Origin of the sequence: uncultured Thiodictyon sp., assembly GCF_903946935.1 — a bacterium.
Taxonomy (GTDB): Bacteria; Pseudomonadota; Gammaproteobacteria; order Chromatiales; family Chromatiaceae; genus Thiodictyon.
Window position 1 is genome coordinate 13,732 of record NZ_CAJAXH010000156.1, and the last position, 18,127, is coordinate 31,858.

Here is an 18,127-nt window from a genome sequence, read left to right on the forward strand (position 1 = left end):
TCCGTCAAGACCCCGGAGCTCGGTGCCCGGAGCCGGAAACACACAGCGCCGGGAGGGTTAAGCTTCGGCTCATCCTCGATCTGATCCAGCATCCCCCAGAGGTACAGGATGCCATTGAGTCCCTAAGGCTGCGCGGAATGCTCTCTGATGAGCCGTCGAAAGTGCGCTGGCGTCCGCCGTTCGGGGAAGGAACAGCCTGGCGGCATGGAGGCAGCCATCCAGCAGGACCGGGTGCATGCAGTAGTCGTCGAAGCCGTCGGCAGCGGCCGACGGTAATTCGATCCTTGCCAGGACTTCTCCCGTGCCCTGGAAGAGCCCTCTGATCGCTTGGAATCCGGCGTCGTGTGCTATCCCGTTTTTCCTGGCATCGTCGTAAAAGCCCGCGGTGTCGACCAGGGTCGTACAGCGCGACTGAATCGACTCGAGCGGTGCCGCGTCGGCGGACGCCTCATGCAATTGGAGTCGGGCACGCAGATGCCGACGCCAACGATTAACCGCCAGGTCTTCGCCCCGGGCCGCGCTGAATATCGTCGCGGAGTATCCGCCGCCGGCTTCTCGGTACAGCACGGTCTGGACGCGCGTGGCGGTGCCGTCTGGCAGCGGCAGCGGGTGCCCGATCTCCAGCCCTTCGACGCTGAACGTGCCGACCTCCAGGTTTTGATCGCGCGCGGCGGCCACTAGTGTTTCTATGAAGCAGGTGGCCGCGCAGATCGCTGTCCCGTCAATGCGATGGTGGCGCAAGAAGGTAAGCGAGCGCGGATCGATCAGGGCTTCGTACTGCAGGTCTTCGAGCGGTGAGGGCAACCGGCGGCCCAGCAGCGGATGAATGTCAGCGCCGGTGCCCGCCGGGAGCCGTGCGGCGACGTCCGGCATCGTGGCGGCGGCGCCTTGTGGTCGGTCGATCCAGCAGCGCTGGCGCTGAAAGGGATAAGTGGGCAATGGCATGCGGCGGCCTCGATCCCGGCGGTGAAAGGCATCCCAATCAACCTCCACGCCCCGCTCATACACCGCGGCGAGGGCGAACAGTATCTGCCGGCGGTCATCGCAATCGCGCTTCAGTGAGTGCGTCCAGGTGGCCGTCTGCCGGTCGACGCATTGGCGGCCCAGGTCCACCAGCATGGCGTCCGGACCAAGCTCGACGAAGGTGTCATAACCCAGTTGCGCAAGGTGCGCCACGGATGCGGCATACCGTACCGGCTCTCGAATTTGTCGCGCCCAATAGCTCGGATCGGTGAGCGTGGCTGTCGCGGCCAAACTGCCGGTGACATTGGAAATGACCGGAATCGTTGGCTCGCTCAATGCGAGCGTGGCCGTGAAGTCCGCAAAGGTCCCGATGATCAGATCGCTGAAGTGCGAATGAAACGCATGGGCGACCGCGAGTCGACGCACGACCAGATTGCGGCCGGTCAGCTCCGCTTCCAACTGGGCAACGGCATCGCTGTCGCCCGCGATCGCGATGTGCTCAGGGCCGTTGATAGCGGCAATCCACATCCGGCTGCCGAAACTGGCCAGCGCCGCACGCACGATCGACTCGTCCGCGAATACGGCAGCCATGGTTCCGTTACCCGGCATATCCGCCATCATTCGCCCTCGCTCCGCCACCAGGCGGAGTCCATCTTGCAGCGAGAAGACGCCCGCAACGCAGGCCGCAGTCAGCTCGCCTAAGCTGCGGCGCATCACCGCGGCAGGCTCCACACCCCAGGAGCGCCAGAGTGCGGCGAGTGCGCAGCCGAGGCAGAACAGCGCGGGTTGCGTATATCGAGTGTTATCGAGCAGAGCAGGGTCGCCGTCCGGCTGAGGATAGATAATCGCCAATATCGATTCACCCAGATGCGGTCGTCGCAGTGCATCGCACGTCGTCAGGGTGTCGCGGAATACGGGCTCGCTGTCGTAGAGCCGTCGCCCCATGCCGACATACTGGGAGCCCTGTCCGGTGAATAGGAAGGCGACCCGTGCCCCTGCGGTCGTTGTCTGCTCATGCCCAACTGGGGCGTGGGCAAGGCCGAGCTGGTCGCGCAGTTCCGCGGTCGATGCGCCCAGTAAGGTACAACGCCGGGGGAAGTGACGGCGCCCCGTGTTGGCGGTACCGCAGAGGTCAGCGATCGCGACACTTGGATGTCGATCCAGAAAGTCTGCGTATCGCTCACGGATGGCCGCCAGCGCGTCGTCATCTCGTGCGGATAGGCAAAGGATATGAAATGGCCGGGACGATGGGGGGCGCGCGGGACATTCCGGGGCCTCCTCTAATACAACATGTGCATTGGTGCCGCCAACCCCGAACGAGTTGATTCCAGCACGACGCGGACGTCCGCGCCGGCGCCAGTCCGTGAGGGCGGTGTTGACGTAAAATGGGCAGTCGACAAAATCGACGGTCGGATTCGCAGTATGGAAGTGCAGGTGCGGCACCAGCTTGCGGTTCGCGAGCATGAGCACCGTCTTGATCAAGCCGGCGATGCCGGCGCCTTGCGTCGGGTGACCGATATTGGTCTTCACCGAACCGAGGGCGCAATCGCCGATCTTGTCGGTGAAGGCCCGAAACGCTTGGCTCAACGAGGTGATCTCGGTGCGATCGCCACTGACCGTGCCGGTGCCATGGCCTTCGACGTAGTCGATAGTATCGGCGCCGACTCCGGCATTGCGCAGCGCCATTGCAACGACTGCCGATTGGCCGGCCACACTCGGTGCGGCGAAGGCATCCTTGTTTGCCTCGCCATCGTTGTTTACGGCGGAGCCGAGGATGACCGCGTGGATATGATCGCCATCAGCGAGTGCCCGATCGAGTCGCTTGAGCACCACCAGCCCACCACCGCTGCTGAAGAGCGTTCCGCGGCCGTCCGCGTCATAGGCGCGCGTACGTCCGTCTGGCGAGAGGATCATGCCCTCGGTAAACAGGTAGCCGGCTCGCTGCGGGTTGCGAATAGCGATGCCGCCAGCAAGCATCATGTCCGCTTCGTTGTGGATCAGACTGCGGCAGGCGATGTGGACGGCGACCAGGGAGGTCGAACAAGCCGTCTGGACGGAGACCGCGGGACCACGCAGGTTCAGCTTGTAGGCGATGCGTGTGGCAAGGGTATCCTTGTCGTTGTCGAGCACGCGCTTCGAGTTGACTAAAAATGAACCGGATGCGGAGCGCGTTCCGGCCATATCCACTGGCGGCAGATTGCCGTGGAGATACTCGCTGATCCGGGAGCCCGCGTAGATACCGATGGTTTCGGTATGGTGCTTGGGGTCGTAGCCGGCATGCTCCAATGCCTCCCAGGCACACTCGAGCAGCACACGGTGCTGCGGGTCCATACTCGCCGCGTCGCGTTGGCTGAGGCCGAAGAAACCGGCGTCGAAATACTCGACGTCGTCCAGCAGGCCTGATGCGCGGACGTACTGGGAATTGTCGCGGTTGGCTTGATCGACGCCGGCTGCGATCAAGTCCCGCTCGGAGGCTTACAGGTCGCCGATCCGGGCGGGGTCATCGCGAATCGCTGAACGCACGTCAAACCCCGGCCTGCTCCAGGTCGGCCTCGGTGCCTCCCAGTGCCCGGAGGCGGTCACGGAAGGCGTGCAGCACCGCGAGCTTGTGGTGGATGAGGCTCTCCTGATATCGGTAGAGCATTTCCGCTCCCATCGGCGCCACCATGGACAGCGACAGTTTGCGCACCCAGCGGCGCAAGGCCGCGGTCTGTTCGATGATGTCGTCGAACACTGCCAGGTCCGCCGCGCTGAATTGACCCGGCAGGGGTTGCAGGCGCTCGATTTCCGCCATGGTCAGGTGTTCGCCGAACAGTCGCAGCGTCCGCTCCTCGAGCTTCAGTCGCTTGGCGTCGATTCGCCACAACCGGAACCGGTGCCAGACTACGGTGGCGTTCAACAGCAGACTGACCACCACCAGGTAATGCAGAAGATTCGCAGGCGGCATGAAATCGACCAGACGTGGGGCATATTGATCGAGCAGGCTCGGGCCGTTGTCGTGAACGAAGCGGGCCAGTGCCGGGGACTCCAACAGGCCGGTGTCGTTGGGCGTGATGCGGTTGTAGTCGATGAAACCCTTGAACGCAGCATTCACCAGCACCAGCAGGGCCGTGGTGGCCGAGCGGGATGACCCGCGATGGCATAGCACCAGTCGATCCACCTGGTACAGCTTCCGATTGACCGGCGGCAACAGCTTCATTGCATCGAAATGACCGGCGTAGAGCGTTGTGATCTTGAGCGCCGGCAGTTGCCGAGTCAGGACTTCGGCATTGTCGAAGTCGACGATCTGCAGCCCATCGCGCACGGCACGTTCGATCAGCGGCGCGTCCTCGTCCATAATGAAGAACCCCAGGTCGAGTGCGCCCGCCTTCAACAACTCCACTTGTTCGCCAAAGCCTTGCTCGCTGAGTGTCGGCTTGACCTCGGCCAAGTGCCTGCTCTTGAAGATCTCCCGGACCAATAGTGCGGTGCCGCCGCCATGCGGGCCGATGCCGATGCGCAGCCCGTTGAGGTCGCGAATAAAGTGAAGCTTGTCGGCATCCGGACCTAGGATGTAGATGGTCGCCCGCTTGGGCAACCGCGCGGCCAGTTCCAACTGGTCGGGACTGGGGTAGTCCAAGCCGTCCAGGACCAATGCAAAGAGCGCGTCGCGACCCTTGGTGTCGATCGCTCGTTGCAGATTCTCGGCATCCCCGTCGGTGGCGACGTTGGCGACCTGTCCGTGCCGCTGTTGCGCCTGCTTCCGAAGACGCGATGCCAGCGCATAATCACGACCATCCTGTGGCCCGGAGAGTATCGCGATGCGCATATGGGACAGGCTTGGGGCCAGGTCGATGGCCGCAAAGACGACCCCGAGGATCACCAGGACTCCGCCCGCGACAGCGAGGCGAAAGTACCGCAATGCCCTTGCCTGTCGGAAGAAGCGCATTACCCAGGTCGATGGTGTGTTGAACGGTCTGGAGGTCATGGTCAGCTCACGGTCGCTGATGAATCGAAGGTCGTCCGCCGGATGGGTACCGGGTGGCGCTCAAGGCCAGGGCAGGAGTTCGCGCGGCGGTATCGAACCGACCAAGCGCCCCTTGCCAAGTGAAACGTACCGATGCACCGCTGCTGGCCATCGATCGGTGCCACAGGTATCAGGTCTCTTGCAGCGCCTTGGGGTAGTCGCCCGCCGCGAAAGCTGCGGCGGCCTCATCGAAGCCGCCGCACCCCGGCTGAACGAACAGCGCCAAGCCCGCACAGAGCAGCAAGCAAGCGGCAGTCCGACGCGCCGACCGAACAATGGGGGAGGACATTCTCTCCCTATGCGCTTTCCCTTGGTGTTGTACAGGCCATTGCATGGATGAGGCTCCGAGAAGACGCGGGGCGCTCAATGACTAAGCGCCCCGCGTGGTGTGCGAGCGAAACGGCTTACTCGCGGCCCAGCTCGACCTTCTTCAGTGCTTCTTTGAGCTTGGCGATATCCTCAGGTGTTAACTCCGGACGGTCGATCTTGATCGTGAGCTTGTTGAGCTTCGCCGTCAGCGGGAAGGGCGGCAGGTAGTCCGCGTCGTCCACACCGGTGATGGTGTCCGAGCCGATGTCGAAGCTCTCATCCCACTGCAGGATGATCGGGATCGTCTTCTCCATCCGCTTGGTCTCGACCATCTTGCCGTCCACCTTCAGCGTCCCGGTGCCGCCCTTGCCGATACCCGAGAAGTTGTTGTACGCCATGGTGCCGACGCCCAGGCCGTCATACTTGAAGTCGAACTCCAGGATGTGCTGGCCTGGCGTCAGGGCCTCCGGGCCTTCCCACTTGATTCGCTCGAGATCGATCAGGTTCCAGGCGAACACCGGCTGCCCCGCTTTCAGGTAAAACCCATAGCCGCCGAAGCGACCGCCCGAGGTCACGATCATGCCCTGGGCGCCGCCTTCGGGGACGGTGATGTCCGCCGTGAGGCTGTAGGAGGTATCGAGCAGGTACGGCGCATCGCCCTGGGGGGTGCCGGTCATCGGCCGCGTATAGACCAGCTCGGACCGGCCGGCGGTGAGACTCGGGCGCGCCGCGGCGACCCTGGCGCCGACCGACGCATCCAACGGGAAGACCTGATACTTCCTGGCCTCCTTGACGAACAGCTTGCGCATCTCCGCGACCTTTTCCGGATGCTTCGCGGCGATGTCTTCGGACTGGTTGAAGTTCTTGGTCAGGTCATAGAGCTGAAACACCTGGTTGTTCAGCGGGTCCGGGTTGGCGGCACTGAAGGCGTCCCAGGGCGCGCGGTCCACCTTGGTGCTCAACAGCCAGCCGTCGTGATAGAGCGCCCATTGGCCCATCATCTCGAAGTACTGGGTCTTGTGCCGGGACGGGGCCTTGGCATTCTCCGCGTCGAAGGTGTAGGCGAAGCTGGTGCCCTCGATGGGCTTTTGCTTGATGCCATCCACCTGTTCGGGCGCGGCGATGCCGGTGACCTCGAGCAGCGTGGGCACCACGTCGATGTCGTGCATGAACTGCTCGCGCAGGCCGCCCTTGTCCTTGATGCGTGGCGGCCAGGAGACGACCATGTTCTGGTTGGTGCCGCCGAGCCGGGAAGCGTTCTGCTTGAACCAGTCGAAGGGCGAGTCGAAGGCCCAGGACCAGCCCGCCGACATGTGGTTATAGCCGAACTCGGTGCCCCAGGCATCGTAGAACTTCATCTGCACATCCACCGGCGGGCGGACGCCATTGAAGAAGGCGACCTCGCTGAAAGTGCCCTCCGGCCCACCCTCGGCGCTGGTGCCGTTGTCGCCGTTCTGATAGATGATCAGCGTGTTGTCGAGCTTGCCCAGGTCCTCGAAGGCATGAATGACCCGGCCGATCTCGTAGTCGTTGTAGGCCACATAGGCGGCGAACACCTCGACCTGGCGGATATAGAGCTTCTTCGCCTCGGGCGAGAGTTTGTCCCACGGCGTGAGGACGTCGCTGGGCCAGGGGGTCAATTGTTCACCCTGCGGGATTACGCCGAGCCGCTTCTGGTTCTCGAAGATGCGCTCGCGCAGCTTCTCGTAACCGTCGTCGAAGAGATGCATGGCATGGATCTTGTCAACCCATTCCTTGGTCGGGTGATGCGGCGCGTGGGAGGCACCTGGCACATAATAGAGAAAGATCGGTTGGCTGGGGTCGTTCTGGTGAATTCGATACATCCAGTCGATGGCGTCGTCGGCCATCGCGGTGATCAGGTTCCAGGAGGGCTCCTCGCCGGTGACCGGCCAGATCGCGGCCTTCGGGTCCGAGCGATCCATCTTCAGGGTGCCCTCGTGACCGATCCACGGGTAGATCTGCGTCGTATTGCGGAACAGGTTCGGCTCCCACTGGTTCGCATCGCCGCCGACGAAGCCGTAGAAATAGTCGAAGCCCATGCCGGTCGGCCACTGGGTGAAGGGCCCGACCTGGCTGGCCTGGTAGGTCGGTGTGTTGTGGTCCTTGCCGAACCAACTCGTGGCATAGCCGTTGTCGCGCAGGATGCGCCCGATGGTCGCGTTGTCCGCGCCGATAACACTGTTGTAGCCGGGGAAGCCGGTGGCCTGCTCGGCAATCACGCCGAAGCCGACGGAGTGATGGTTGCGCCCGGTGATGAGCGCGGCACGCGTCGGCGAGCACAGCGAGGTGGAGAAGATCCGGTTGTAGCGCAGCCCGTCGTTCGCGATGCGGTCCATGGTCGGCGTCGGGATGACCCCGCCGAAGGTGCTCGGCACGCCGAAGCCGGCGTCATCCGTCATGATCAGCAGGATGTTGGGCGCACCCTTGGGCGGCACGACCCGCGGTGGCCACCAGGGTTTGGACTGGAGCGCATCGTCCTTGATCACGCCCTCGAACTTCGGCGCCGGCGGCGGCAGTTGTTTGCCGCTGATGGTCGTGGTGGCGCCGGGCGAGCCCGGCACGCCAGTGGTTTCCACCGCCCCGGCGGGCGCGCAGACCAGACTCGCCGCGGCCAGCAGGGCCGCGGCGGACAACAAAAGCGGTTTCAGGATCATAAGAGGCCTCCGAGGTCGGCGGTCGGTCGACTTGATTCGGTCACGCTGCGCGAACAGCCAATACACGCATCTTGAATTATCGCCGGAAATCGCCGCGGCAGTCTTGTTACTTCGCGACAGACCGGTAACCGGTAAGCCCGCGGCGCTCGTCCCCGCGCGCCGCCGACCTGGACAATGGGTCCCATCATCCGCGACAACGATGGGGCAAGCGATGGAGACGACACAGAAGCGCGCGCGGCGCAGCCGCGCTCAATGGCAGGCCGTGATCGAACACGGCGAGCGCAGCCCGCTGGGGTGGCGGCGTTTTGCCGGGCCGCGGGGATCGGCACGGCGACGTTCTACAATTGGATGTGACGGGGCTAAAGCGGCTGCTCTAAGGCATTGAGCCGGTGCATCGGCGGCTGCGTTATCAATTGAGTGCAACGGCATCGGCAATCGCGTAAAATACGCTCATGCTATCCAACCTCGCCATTGCTTCCAACCCCCACCCGCGTGGGTGGCGGAGCGTGCGCAATTGCAGGCCCGCATCGTTCAATTGGAGCACCAACTCGCCTGGTTCAAGCGCCAGGTCTTTGGTGAGAAGTCCGAGCGCCGGCACCTTGATCCGCCGCCCGAGCAGATGTCGCTGGGCGAGGGACTGGCCGGTCCTACCCCAGACCCGGCCGCGCCCCAGCCGGTGGCCGCCCACACCCGACGCCGCGTCACCACGGGCGCCAACGGCGACGAGGCCCCGCTCTTCTTCGATCCGGCGCGGGTACCGGTCGAAGTGATTGAACTACCGAACCCCGAAGTCGCCGGACTCCCCGCGGACGCCGACGAGGTCATCGGCGAGAAGATCACCCATCGACTCGCCCAGCGTCCGGGTAGCTACGTCATCCTCAATCTGATCGGATCGATAGACTCCATGGCCGAGGCCCCGTCCTCGCCGAAAGTTAGCATGCCCGGGCGCGGTAGATCAGATGAACTACCGGCTCATCCTGAACTACGACTTCCCGCTGCTGTGAGGCGCGCGTGCGCCCGGGGGATGGGCGGCGGCCTCGCTAGAGCTTGATGCGCAGACGAAGCACGATCCATACGATCAACGCGCCGACAATCGACATGCCGGTGACCATCCAGAATCCGTAGGGATTGTGCTCATCCGGAATGCCCGCGACGTTCATCCCCATCAGGCCGGAGAGGAATTGGCATGGTGGGTTTTCCTGTCGAGATCTGGCAGCAACGTACGGGTAACGCGAGCTGCTCGGATGTTTACAATGGCGTTCATGCTTGCAACCTCCGGGACCGCGGCAACTGACGGCGATGGCAACCGCCCGCAACGTCTCGGTCATCAATCTTACCAACAGGGGAGACGCGATGACCACAGACGCCGATTCGACGAGGCTTCGGCACCCGGTCCGCAGGGTCTATGCGCTCGCGCTGCTGCTGGCACTCGGACTGTTCTACTTTCATGTTGTCGCGATCCTCGACGTGGCCGGGGAGATCCTGCGCTACGAGGTTTGGCTCCTCAATCACCTGGGACCGCACGGAGCCAGCAGAGTCGCCATCCTTGGAAGCTTTGTGGTGCTGTTTGTGGCGCACTTGGTCGAGACGCTGGCCTGGGGCATGTTCCTGCGCTGGGGGCGACTTTCACCCACTGTCCTCGATGGTTTCTACTACACGGCGGCATCGATCACGACGCTGGGTTACGGCGACGTCGTACTCCCGCAGCCATGGCGGCATCTCGGGCCGCTGGTTGCCATCAGCGGGGTCCTCATGTTCGGCTGCTCGACGGCTTTTCTGTTCGTCGTATTGCAGACCGTCTGGACGCGGCACTGGTAAGGCGCGCTGCGGGGTCCGCCCGGCACCTGACTGCCGCAGCCACGCCCCACCCGGAATCATAAGGACAGCACGAGGGACGAGATAACTTTATCTGATTAGCTGATTTTTCCGGTTTCGTAGGATAATCGACCTTGGCGGGTTATCGCTTTGCGCAACCCGGATCGCCCCTAACCCTGTCCCCGGAGGCCCCGATGGCGTCACTGCAAACCCCGCTCTGTGCGTTCGACACGCCGGCCCCCGATTTTGCGCTGCCCGGGGTGGACGGGCGGGTCTGGACGCGCGATCGGTGCCGGGGCGAGCGGGGGCTCCTGGTGATGTTCATCTGCAACCACTGCCCCTATGTCAAGGCGGTGCGTGAGCGCCTGGTGCGAGACGCCCACGACCTCCAGTCGTTGGGCATCGGCTGCGTGGCGGTGATGTCCAACGACCCGACCGACTACCCGGAGGACTCGTTCGAGTCCATGCAGCGGGTGGCCGAGCAGTTCGCCTACCCCTTCCCCTACCTGCTCGACGCGACCCAAGGGGTCGCCCGCGCCTACGGGGCCATCTGCACCCCGGACTTTTTCGGCTACAACGCGCAGCTCAAGCTCCAGTACCGCGGCCGGCTGGACGAGAGCCGCAAGGAGGCCGCGCCGGCGGGCGTGCGCCGCGACCTGTTCGAGGCGATGCGCGAGGTCGCGCAGACCGGCCGCGGCCCCGCCGACCAAATCCCCAGCATGGGCTGCTCCATCAAGTGGGCCGACTGAGGCACAATGCAGCCCAGCGCCCCGCCCCCCCTCGCCCGGGTTTAAGTCCGTCAATGCTTGAAATTCATAGTCTGATAAAATGGCGGTTTCCGGCTTGAGTGGAACGTGATGTTCTGGGGGGGCTTGGCCAACGCCATGTGTGCCTTTTGGGTCGATGACCCTCAGGCGCAACAGTTCCAGGGCATCGCCGTTGCCGCCGGCCGGCCGCTTGGCCTGCAGCACAGATTCCGACACCGGGCCAGCCGCAGTGCCACCGTGACCCCCGCCCCGAGCGGGCCGCGGACGGCGGGTCGCACGACAAAAAAGATTTATCCAACAACGATCAGGAGGGGCCATGTCCTCACGCAGAGAACTTGCTAATGCCATCCGTGCGCTCAGCATGGATGCGGTACAAAAGGCCAACTCGGGCCACCCCGGTGCGCCCATGGGCATGGCCGATATCGCCGAAGTCCTCTGGAACGACTTCATGAAACACAATCCCGGCAACCCCAAGTGGGCCGACCGGGACCGTTTCGTGCTCTCCAACGGGCATGGCTCCATGCTGGTCTACTCCCTGCTGCACCTGACCGGCTACGACCTGGGCATCGAGGACCTGAAGCAGTTCCGCCAGTTGCACTCGCGCACCCCGGGCCACCCGGAGTACGGTTATGCCCCGGGGGTCGAGACCACCACCGGCCCCCTGGGGCAGGGCATTACCAACGCGGTGGGCATGGCCCTGTCGGAGAAGATCCTGGCCGCCCAGTTCAACCAACCGGGTCATGACATCGTCGACCACCACACCTATGTGTTCCTGGGCGACGGCTGCATGATGGAGGGCATCTCGCACGAGGCCTGCTCGCTGGCCGGCGCCTTGGGCCTCGGCAAGCTGGTCGCCTTCTACGACGACAACAACATCTCCATCGATGGCGAGGTGCGCGGGCACGGCACCATCCCCGGCTGGTTCCTGGACGACACCCCCAAGCGCTTCGAGGCCTACGGCTGGCACGTCATCCCCAAGGTCGACGGCCATAACGCCGAGGCGATCAAGGCGGCCGTCGAGGAGGCGCGCGCGGTCGAGGACCGCCCGTCGCTGATCTGCTGCCAGACCATCATCGGCTTCGGCTCACCCAACAAGCAGGGCAAGGAGGAGTGCCATGGTGCGGCCCTGGGCGATGCGGAAATCGCACTGACCCGCGAGGCCCTGGGCTGGACCCATGCCCCCTTCGAGATCCCGGCCGACATCTATGCCGGCTGGTCGGCCAAGGAGACCGGCGCCAGTGCCGAGGCCGCATGGAACGAGCGCTTCGCCGCCTATGCCGCCGCCTACCCGGCCGCCGCCGCCGATTTCACGCGTCGCATGGCCGGCGAGCTGCCGGCCGACTGGTCCGCGCAGGCGGAGGCCTTCATCGCCTCAGTGGTCGCCAAGGCCGAGACCATCGCCTCGCGCAAGGCGTCCCAGAACGCCTTGGGCGGCTTTGGACCGCTGCTGCCCGAGATCCTGGGCGGTTCGGCGGATCTCGCCGGCTCCAACCTGACCCTCTGGAAGGGCTGCAAGGGCGTCGGCAAGACGGATGCCTCCGGCAACTATCTGTATTACGGCGTGCGCGAGTTCGGCATGTCCGCCATCATGAACGGCATTGCGCTGCACGGCGGCTTCATCCCCTACGGCGCCACCTTCCTGATGTTCTCCGAGTATGCCCGCAATGCACTGCGCATGGCGGCCCTGATGAAGATCCGCTCGATCTTCGTCTACACCCATGACTCGATCGGCCTGGGCGAGGACGGCCCCACCCACCAGCCGGTGGAGCAGATCCCGACCCTGCGCATGATCCCCAACATGAGCGTCTGGCGCCCCTGCGACGCGGTCGAGTCGGCGGTGGCCTGGAAGCTCGCCATCGAGCGCGCGCATGGCCCCTCCTGCCTGATCTTCTCGCGTCAGAACCTGGCCCACATGCCGCGCAGCCCCGAGCAGCTCGCCGCCATCGCGCGCGGCGGCTATGTGCTGCGCGACTGTGCCGGCACCCCGGACGCCATCATCATCGCCACCGGTTCCGAGGTGGAACTGGCGATGAAGGCGGCCGAGGCCCTGGCGGATAAGGCGGTGCGGGTGGTCTCCATGCCCTCCACCAATGCCTTCGATGCCCAGGATGCGGCCTATCGCGAGTCGGTCCTGCCCCGGGCGGTCACGGCCCGCGTGGCCGTCGAGGCCGCGGTCACCGACGGCTGGTGGAAGTATGTCGGCTGCAACGGCGCCGTGGTCGGTGTCGACCGCTTCGGCGAGTCCGCCCCGGCCCCGGCGCTCTTCAAGGAGTTCGGCCTGACCGTCGAACACGTGGTAAGCGCGGTTAAAGGCGTTCTTTAGGACTTAGACAAAGCGCGCGGGGCCCCACGGCCCCCGCCACCCACTCCTCCCCCAGCGCCCCGCGCGCTCGGGGAGCCGTTTTTTCATCTGAATCGGAGCATCGTTATGACGATCAAAGTTGGTATCAATGGTTTTGGGCGTATCGGTCGGATGGCCTTTCGGGCGATTGCCAAGGACTTCCCCGGCATCGAGGTGGTCGCCATCAACGACCTGCTGGAGCCCGACTATCTGGCCTATATGCTCAAGTACGACTCGGTCCACGGTAACTTCGCGGGCGACATCGCGGTCGATGGCCACACCCTGATCGTCAATGGCAAGTCCATTCGACTGACGGCCGAGCGCGACCCGGCCAACCTCAAGTGGAGCGAGGTCGGTGCGGAGCTGGTCATCGAGTGTACCGGCTTCTTCCTGACCGAAGAGACCTGCCAGAAGCACATCGACGCCGGCGCCAAGAAGGTGGTCCAGTCGGCCCCCTGCAAGGACAAGACCCCGATGTTCGTCTATGGCGTGAACCATAAGACCTACGCCGGTCAGTCCATCGTCTCCGCCGCCTCCTGCACCACCAACTGCCTGGCGCCGGTCGCCAAGGTGCTGAACGACAATTGGGGGATCAAGCGCGGCCTGATGACCACCGTCCACGCCGCCACCGCCACCCAGAAGACGGTCGACGGCCCCTCCATGAAGGACTGGCGCGGCGGTCGCGGCATCTTGGAGAACATCATCCCCTCCTCCACCGGTGCGGCCAAGGCCGTCGGCGTGGTCCTGCCGGAACTCAACGGCAAGCTCACCGGTATGGCCTTCCGCGTGCCGACCTCCGACGTGTCGGTGGTCGACCTGACGGTCGAACTGAGCAAGCCGGCCGATTACAAGGAGATCTGCGCGACCATGAAGGCCGCCGCCGAGTCCGGCGACCTCAAGGGCGTGCTGGCCTACACCGATGAGAAGGTGGTCTCCACCGATTTCCGTGGCCGCAACACCCCGTCGATCTTCGACGCCGAGGCCGGCATCGCGCTGGACCCGACCTTCGTGAAAATCGTCGCCTGGTATGACAACGAGTACGGCTATACCTGCAACATGCTGCGCTTAGTCGAGCACGTTTCAAAGTAAACCCCGGCTGTCGGCGGCCAGCCACTCCGGCTGGTCGCTGGCGCCAGCCAACTGATTCAGTAGAAGAATTTATCCGCAAATGAACGCAAATGAACGCAAATAAGGGCCTGGCCTGACCTGACCGCCGTCGCTTCGGCACGCCATGAGGCGTCGTCCAACGAAGCATTCATTTGCGTTTATTTGCGTTCATTTGCGGACAAATTCTCTCTTTAAGATTTAACCACCACATCGCCGCCCCGGAGGCCCCCATGTCCTTCATCAAGCTCACCGATCTCGACCTTGCCGGCAAGCGGGTACTGATCCGTTCAGACCTCAATGTTCCGGTCAAGAACGGCAAGGTCACCTCGGACGCCCGCATCGCCGCCTCTATGGCCACCTTTGAGCACTGCATCAAGGCCGGTGCCAAGGTCATGGTCATGTCCCACCTGGGGCGGCCGGAAGAGGGCGTGTTCTCCGAGGCCGATTCGCTCAAGCCGGTCGCCGATGACCTGGCCGTTAAGCTGGGCCGGCCGGTGCGTCTGATTCGCGACTATCTGGGGCAGACCCTGGACATCGCCGATGGCGAACTGGTCCTGCTCGACAACGTCCGCTTCAACAAGGGCGAGGGCAAGGACAACGAGGCCCTGGCCAAGCAATACGCCGCACTGTGCGATGTCTTCGTCATGGACGCCTTCGGCACCGCCCACCGCGCCCAGGCGTCCACCCATGGGGTCGGCAAGTTTGCCCCCACCGCCTGCGCCGGTCTGCTGCTGGCCGATGAACTGGACGCGCTGAAGAAGGCCCTGGCCAATCCGGCACGCCCGATGGTCGCCATCGTCGGCGGCTCCAAGGTCTCCACCAAGCTGACGGTGCTCGAGGCCCTGTCGGAGAAGGTCGACCAACTGGTGGTCGGCGGCGGCATCGCCAACACCTTCCTGGCCGCCAGCGGACATGCGATCGGCAAGTCGCTGTGCGAGCACGACCTGATCCCCACCGCCCAGGCTCTGATGGCGAAGATGACCGCCCGTGGCGCGACCATCCCGATCGCGGTCGACGTAGTCACCGGCAAGAATTTCTCCGAGACCGAGCCGGCCGTCGCCAAGGATGCCGATAGCGTGGCCGATGACGACATGATCTTCGACATCGGCCCCAAGTCCGCCCAACAACTCGCCGACATCATCGGCAAGGCCGGCACCATCGTGTGGAACGGCCCGGTGGGCGTATTCGAGTTCGACCAATTCGGCGAGGGTACCAAGACCGTCGCCATGGCGATTGCCAACGCCGCGGGCTTCAGCCTGGCGGGCGGCGGCGACACCATCGCGGCCATCCAGAAATACGACATCTATGACAAGATCTCCTATATCTCCACGGCGGGCGGCGCCTTCCTGGAGTATCTGGAGGGCAAGACCCTGCCGGCCGTCGCCATGCTCGAATCCCGCGCGAAAAACTGAAGAGGACAAGCGGTCAGCGCTCACTACTCAGCCGTCAGCCCGAGGGCGCTGCGTATTCGCCCGCTGACCGCTGATTGCTGATAGCTAAGAGCCCACCAATGACCAGACGTACCAAGATCGTTGCGACACTAGGCCCCGCCACGGACTCCCCGGCGGTGATGGATGCCATCATCGCCGCCGGCGTCGATGTCGTCAGGCTCAACCTTTCACACGACACCCACGAGCGTCACCGCGAGCGCGTGCGCCTGGTGCGTGAGCGCGCACTCACCACCGGCCAGGAGCTGGCCATCCTCATCGACCTGCAGGGGCCCAAGATCCGCATCGGCCGCTTCCATGACGGGGCGGTCGAACTCGCCAATGGGGCCGCCTTCGCCATCGACTCCGACTGCCTGCTGGCGGACGGGGACGGCACCCAGGTCGGCACCACCTATCCGGAACTGGCGCAGGACGTGCGCCCCGGCGACGTCCTGCTGCTGGACGACGGGGCCATCGAACTGCTGGTCGAGTCGGTGACCGGCGGGCGCATCGCCTGCACCGTCGTCAGCGGCGGCACCCTCTCCAATGCCAAGGGCATCAACAAGAAGGGCGGCGGGCTCTCGGCCCCGGCCCTGACCGACAAGGACAAGGCAGACATCCGCTTCGCCGCCGAGATCGGGGCGGATTATCTCGCGGTGTCCTTTGTGCGCAGCGCCGAGGATGTCAATCTGGCCCGCGAACTGCTGCGCGCGGCCGGCGGCCGGGGCGGCATTGTCGCCAAGATCGAGCGGGCGGAGGCACTGAACTGTGTCGATGAGATCATCCAGGCGTCCGATGTGATCATGGTCGCCCGCGGGGACCTGGGGGTGGAGATCGGCGACGCCAAGCTCCCGGCGGTGCAGAAGCGGCTGATCAAGCGCGCCCGCGATCTCAACCGGGCGGCCATCACCGCCACCCAGATGATGCAGTCCATGATCGACCACGCCATCCCGACCCGGGCCGAGGTGTTCGACGTGGCCAACGCGGTACTCGACGGGACCGATGCGGTTATGCTGTCGGCCGAGTCCTCGGTCGGCCGCTTCCCGGTCCAGGTGGTGGAGGCGCTCGACCGCGTCTGTGTCGAGGCGGAGCTGCATGTCACCCGTTCCGGGCACCGCCTCGACTCCGTCTTCGGCCGGGTCGACGAGGCCATCGCCATGGCCGCCATGTATACCGCCAACCACTTGGGCGTGAAGGCCATCGCGGCGCTGACCGAGACCGGCGCCACGGTAAAATGGATGTCCCGCATCAGCTCCGGCATCCCCATCTATGCGATGTCCGGCAGCACGGAAACCAGGCGCCGGGCGCGGATTTTCCGCGGCGTCTATCCGTTGAGCTTCGATGAGGCGTGCCAGGACGTCAACCTGGTCAACCAGGCGGTGATCGAAGAGCTCAAGCGACATGGCACCGTGTGCGACGGCGACCTGGTGATCATCACCAAGGGCGACCGCTGCGGCGTCGAAGGCCAGACCAACATCATGAAGATCATGCGGGTCGGAGAGCATCAGGTGGTGGAGCGGGATTAGGCCCCGCATCGACCCTCACAGCTCCGACCATCCATCCCAGTCACGAATGCTTGCATAACCACACGAGGAAGACTCCATGGCCCTGATTTCAATGCGTCAACTGCTGGACCACGCCGCCGAACACGGTTACGGCGTGCCGGCCTTCAATGTGAATAACCTCGAGCAGATGCGCGCCATGATGGAGGCGGCCGATGCGACCGACTCCCCGGTCATCGTGCAGGCCTCCGCCGGTGCCCGCAAGTATGCCGGTGCCCCCTTCCTGCGCCACCTGATCCTGGCCGCCATCGAGGAATGGCCGCATATCCCGGTGTGCATGCACCAGGATCATGGCACCTCCCCCGCCATCTGCCAGCGCTCCATCCAACTCGGGTTCAGCTCGGTCATGATGGATGGCTCACTGCGTGAGGACGGCAAGACCCCCGCCTCCTATGACTACAACGTGGATGTGACCAGGACCGTGGTCGCCATGTCGCACGCCTGCGGCGTCTCGGTCGAGGGCGAACTGGGCTGCCTGGGTTCGCTTGAAACCGGCCAGGCCGGCGAAGAGGATGGCGTGGGCGCCGAGGGTACCCTGGACCATAGCCAGTTGCTCACCGACCCCGAAGAGGCCGCCGACTTCGTCGCCAAGACCAAGGTCGACGCGCTGGCCATCGCCATCGGCACCTCCCACGGCGCCTACAAGTTCACCCGGCCGCCCACCGGCGACATCCTGGCCATCCAGCGCATCAAGGAGATCAACGCCCGCATCCCCAACACCCACCTGGTGATGCACGGCTCGTCCTCCGTGCCCCAGGAGTGGCTGGCGATCATCAACAAGTTCGGCGGCGACATGGGCGAGACCTATGGCGTGCCGGTCGAGGAAATCGTCGAGGGCATCAAGCACGGCGTGCGTAAGGTCAACATCGACACCGATCTGCGCATGGCCTCCACCGGCGCCGTGCGTCAGTTCTTTGCCGAACACCCGAAGGAATTCGACCCCCGCAAGTTCCTCGCCGCCGCCACTAAGGCCATGAACGGCATCTGCAAGGCCCGTTACGAGGCCTTCGGCACCGCCGGCTGGGCCAGCAAGATCAAGCCGCTGTCATTGGAGGCCATGACCGCCCGCTACGCCAAGGGCGAGCTTGACCCCAAGATCAACTAGCCTTTTTTCGGCTCTGCCGAAAAAAGAAGGGCGCCCTCCGGGCGCCCTTC

General features: G+C 64.5%; 11 protein-coding genes and 1 pseudogene. 8 read left to right on the forward strand and 4 right to left on the reverse strand.

Going from position 1 to position 18,127, the window contains the following annotated elements; all coding sequences use genetic code 11:
• Positions 1-69 precede the first annotated feature (69 nt).
• The 3 genes from QZX93_RS13985 to QZX93_RS13995 all read right to left on the reverse strand — a co-directional run bounded on the left by QZX93_RS13985 (position 70) and on the right by QZX93_RS13995 (position 7,953).
• Positions 70-3,423, reverse strand: coding sequence for an acyltransferase domain-containing protein (locus QZX93_RS13985; protein WP_295388273.1), 3,354 nt, complete (start codon positions 3,421-3,423; stop codon positions 70-72).
• Positions 3,424-3,487: 64 nt separating this feature from the next.
• Positions 3,488-4,825: a hypothetical protein gene (locus QZX93_RS13990; RefSeq protein WP_295388276.1), complete on the reverse strand. Its 1,338-nt coding sequence runs from the start codon at positions 4,823-4,825 to the stop codon at positions 3,488-3,490.
• Positions 4,826-5,373: 548 nt separating this feature from the next.
• Positions 5,374-7,953, reverse strand: a complete 2,580-nt coding sequence (locus QZX93_RS13995; protein ID WP_295388278.1) for an arylsulfatase — start codon at positions 7,951-7,953, stop codon at positions 5,374-5,376.
• Positions 7,954-8,488: 535 nt separating this feature from the next.
• On the opposite strand from QZX93_RS13995, the pseudogene QZX93_RS14000 reads away from it, so the two are divergent.
• Positions 8,489-8,833, forward strand: a pseudogene (locus QZX93_RS14000) (transposase); the annotation flags it as partial.
• A gap of 160 nt (positions 8,834-8,993) precedes the next feature.
• Here the strand turns inward: QZX93_RS14000 and QZX93_RS14005 are convergent.
• A complete protein-coding gene (locus QZX93_RS14005) occupies positions 8,994-9,281 on the reverse strand; it encodes a CorA family divalent cation transporter (RefSeq protein WP_295388281.1) in 288 nt (95 codons plus the stop codon).
• Between the two features lie 25 nt (positions 9,282-9,306).
• On the opposite strand from QZX93_RS14005, the gene QZX93_RS14010 reads away from it, so the two are divergent.
• From QZX93_RS14010 to fba, 7 genes are all read left to right on the forward strand, one after another.
• The gene (locus QZX93_RS14010; RefSeq protein ID WP_295388284.1) at positions 9,307-9,771 is read left to right on the forward strand and encodes a potassium channel family protein; all 465 of its coding nucleotides are present in this window, start codon (positions 9,307-9,309) and stop codon (positions 9,769-9,771) included.
• A gap of 191 nt (positions 9,772-9,962) precedes the next feature.
• Positions 9,963-10,517 carry a thioredoxin family protein gene (locus QZX93_RS14015; protein WP_295388286.1) on the forward strand — a complete coding sequence of 185 codons (555 nt, stop codon included), beginning with the start codon at positions 9,963-9,965 and terminating at the stop codon, positions 10,515-10,517.
• A 334-nt stretch (positions 10,518-10,851) separates the two neighbouring features.
• Positions 10,852-12,858, forward strand: coding sequence for a transketolase (gene tkt, locus QZX93_RS14020; RefSeq protein ID WP_295388288.1), 2,007 nt, complete (start codon positions 10,852-10,854; stop codon positions 12,856-12,858).
• Positions 12,859-12,963: 105 nt separating this feature from the next.
• Positions 12,964-13,965: a type I glyceraldehyde-3-phosphate dehydrogenase gene (gap, locus tag QZX93_RS14025; RefSeq protein WP_295388291.1), complete on the forward strand. Its 1,002-nt coding sequence runs from the start codon at positions 12,964-12,966 to the stop codon at positions 13,963-13,965.
• Positions 13,966-14,213: 248 nt separating this feature from the next.
• Positions 14,214-15,395 carry a phosphoglycerate kinase gene (locus QZX93_RS14030; protein WP_295388294.1) on the forward strand — a complete coding sequence of 394 codons (1,182 nt, stop codon included), beginning with the start codon at positions 14,214-14,216 and terminating at the stop codon, positions 15,393-15,395.
• Between the two features lie 98 nt (positions 15,396-15,493).
• Positions 15,494-16,936 (forward strand): pyruvate kinase, encoded by a 1,443-nt coding sequence (pyk, locus tag QZX93_RS14035; protein ID WP_295388297.1) that lies wholly within the window; start codon positions 15,494-15,496, stop codon positions 16,934-16,936.
• Positions 16,937-17,012: 76 nt separating this feature from the next.
• Positions 17,013-18,077: a class II fructose-bisphosphate aldolase gene (gene fba, locus QZX93_RS14040; RefSeq protein WP_295388299.1), complete on the forward strand. Its 1,065-nt coding sequence runs from the start codon at positions 17,013-17,015 to the stop codon at positions 18,075-18,077.
• The last annotated feature ends 50 nt before the right edge of the window (positions 18,078-18,127 follow it).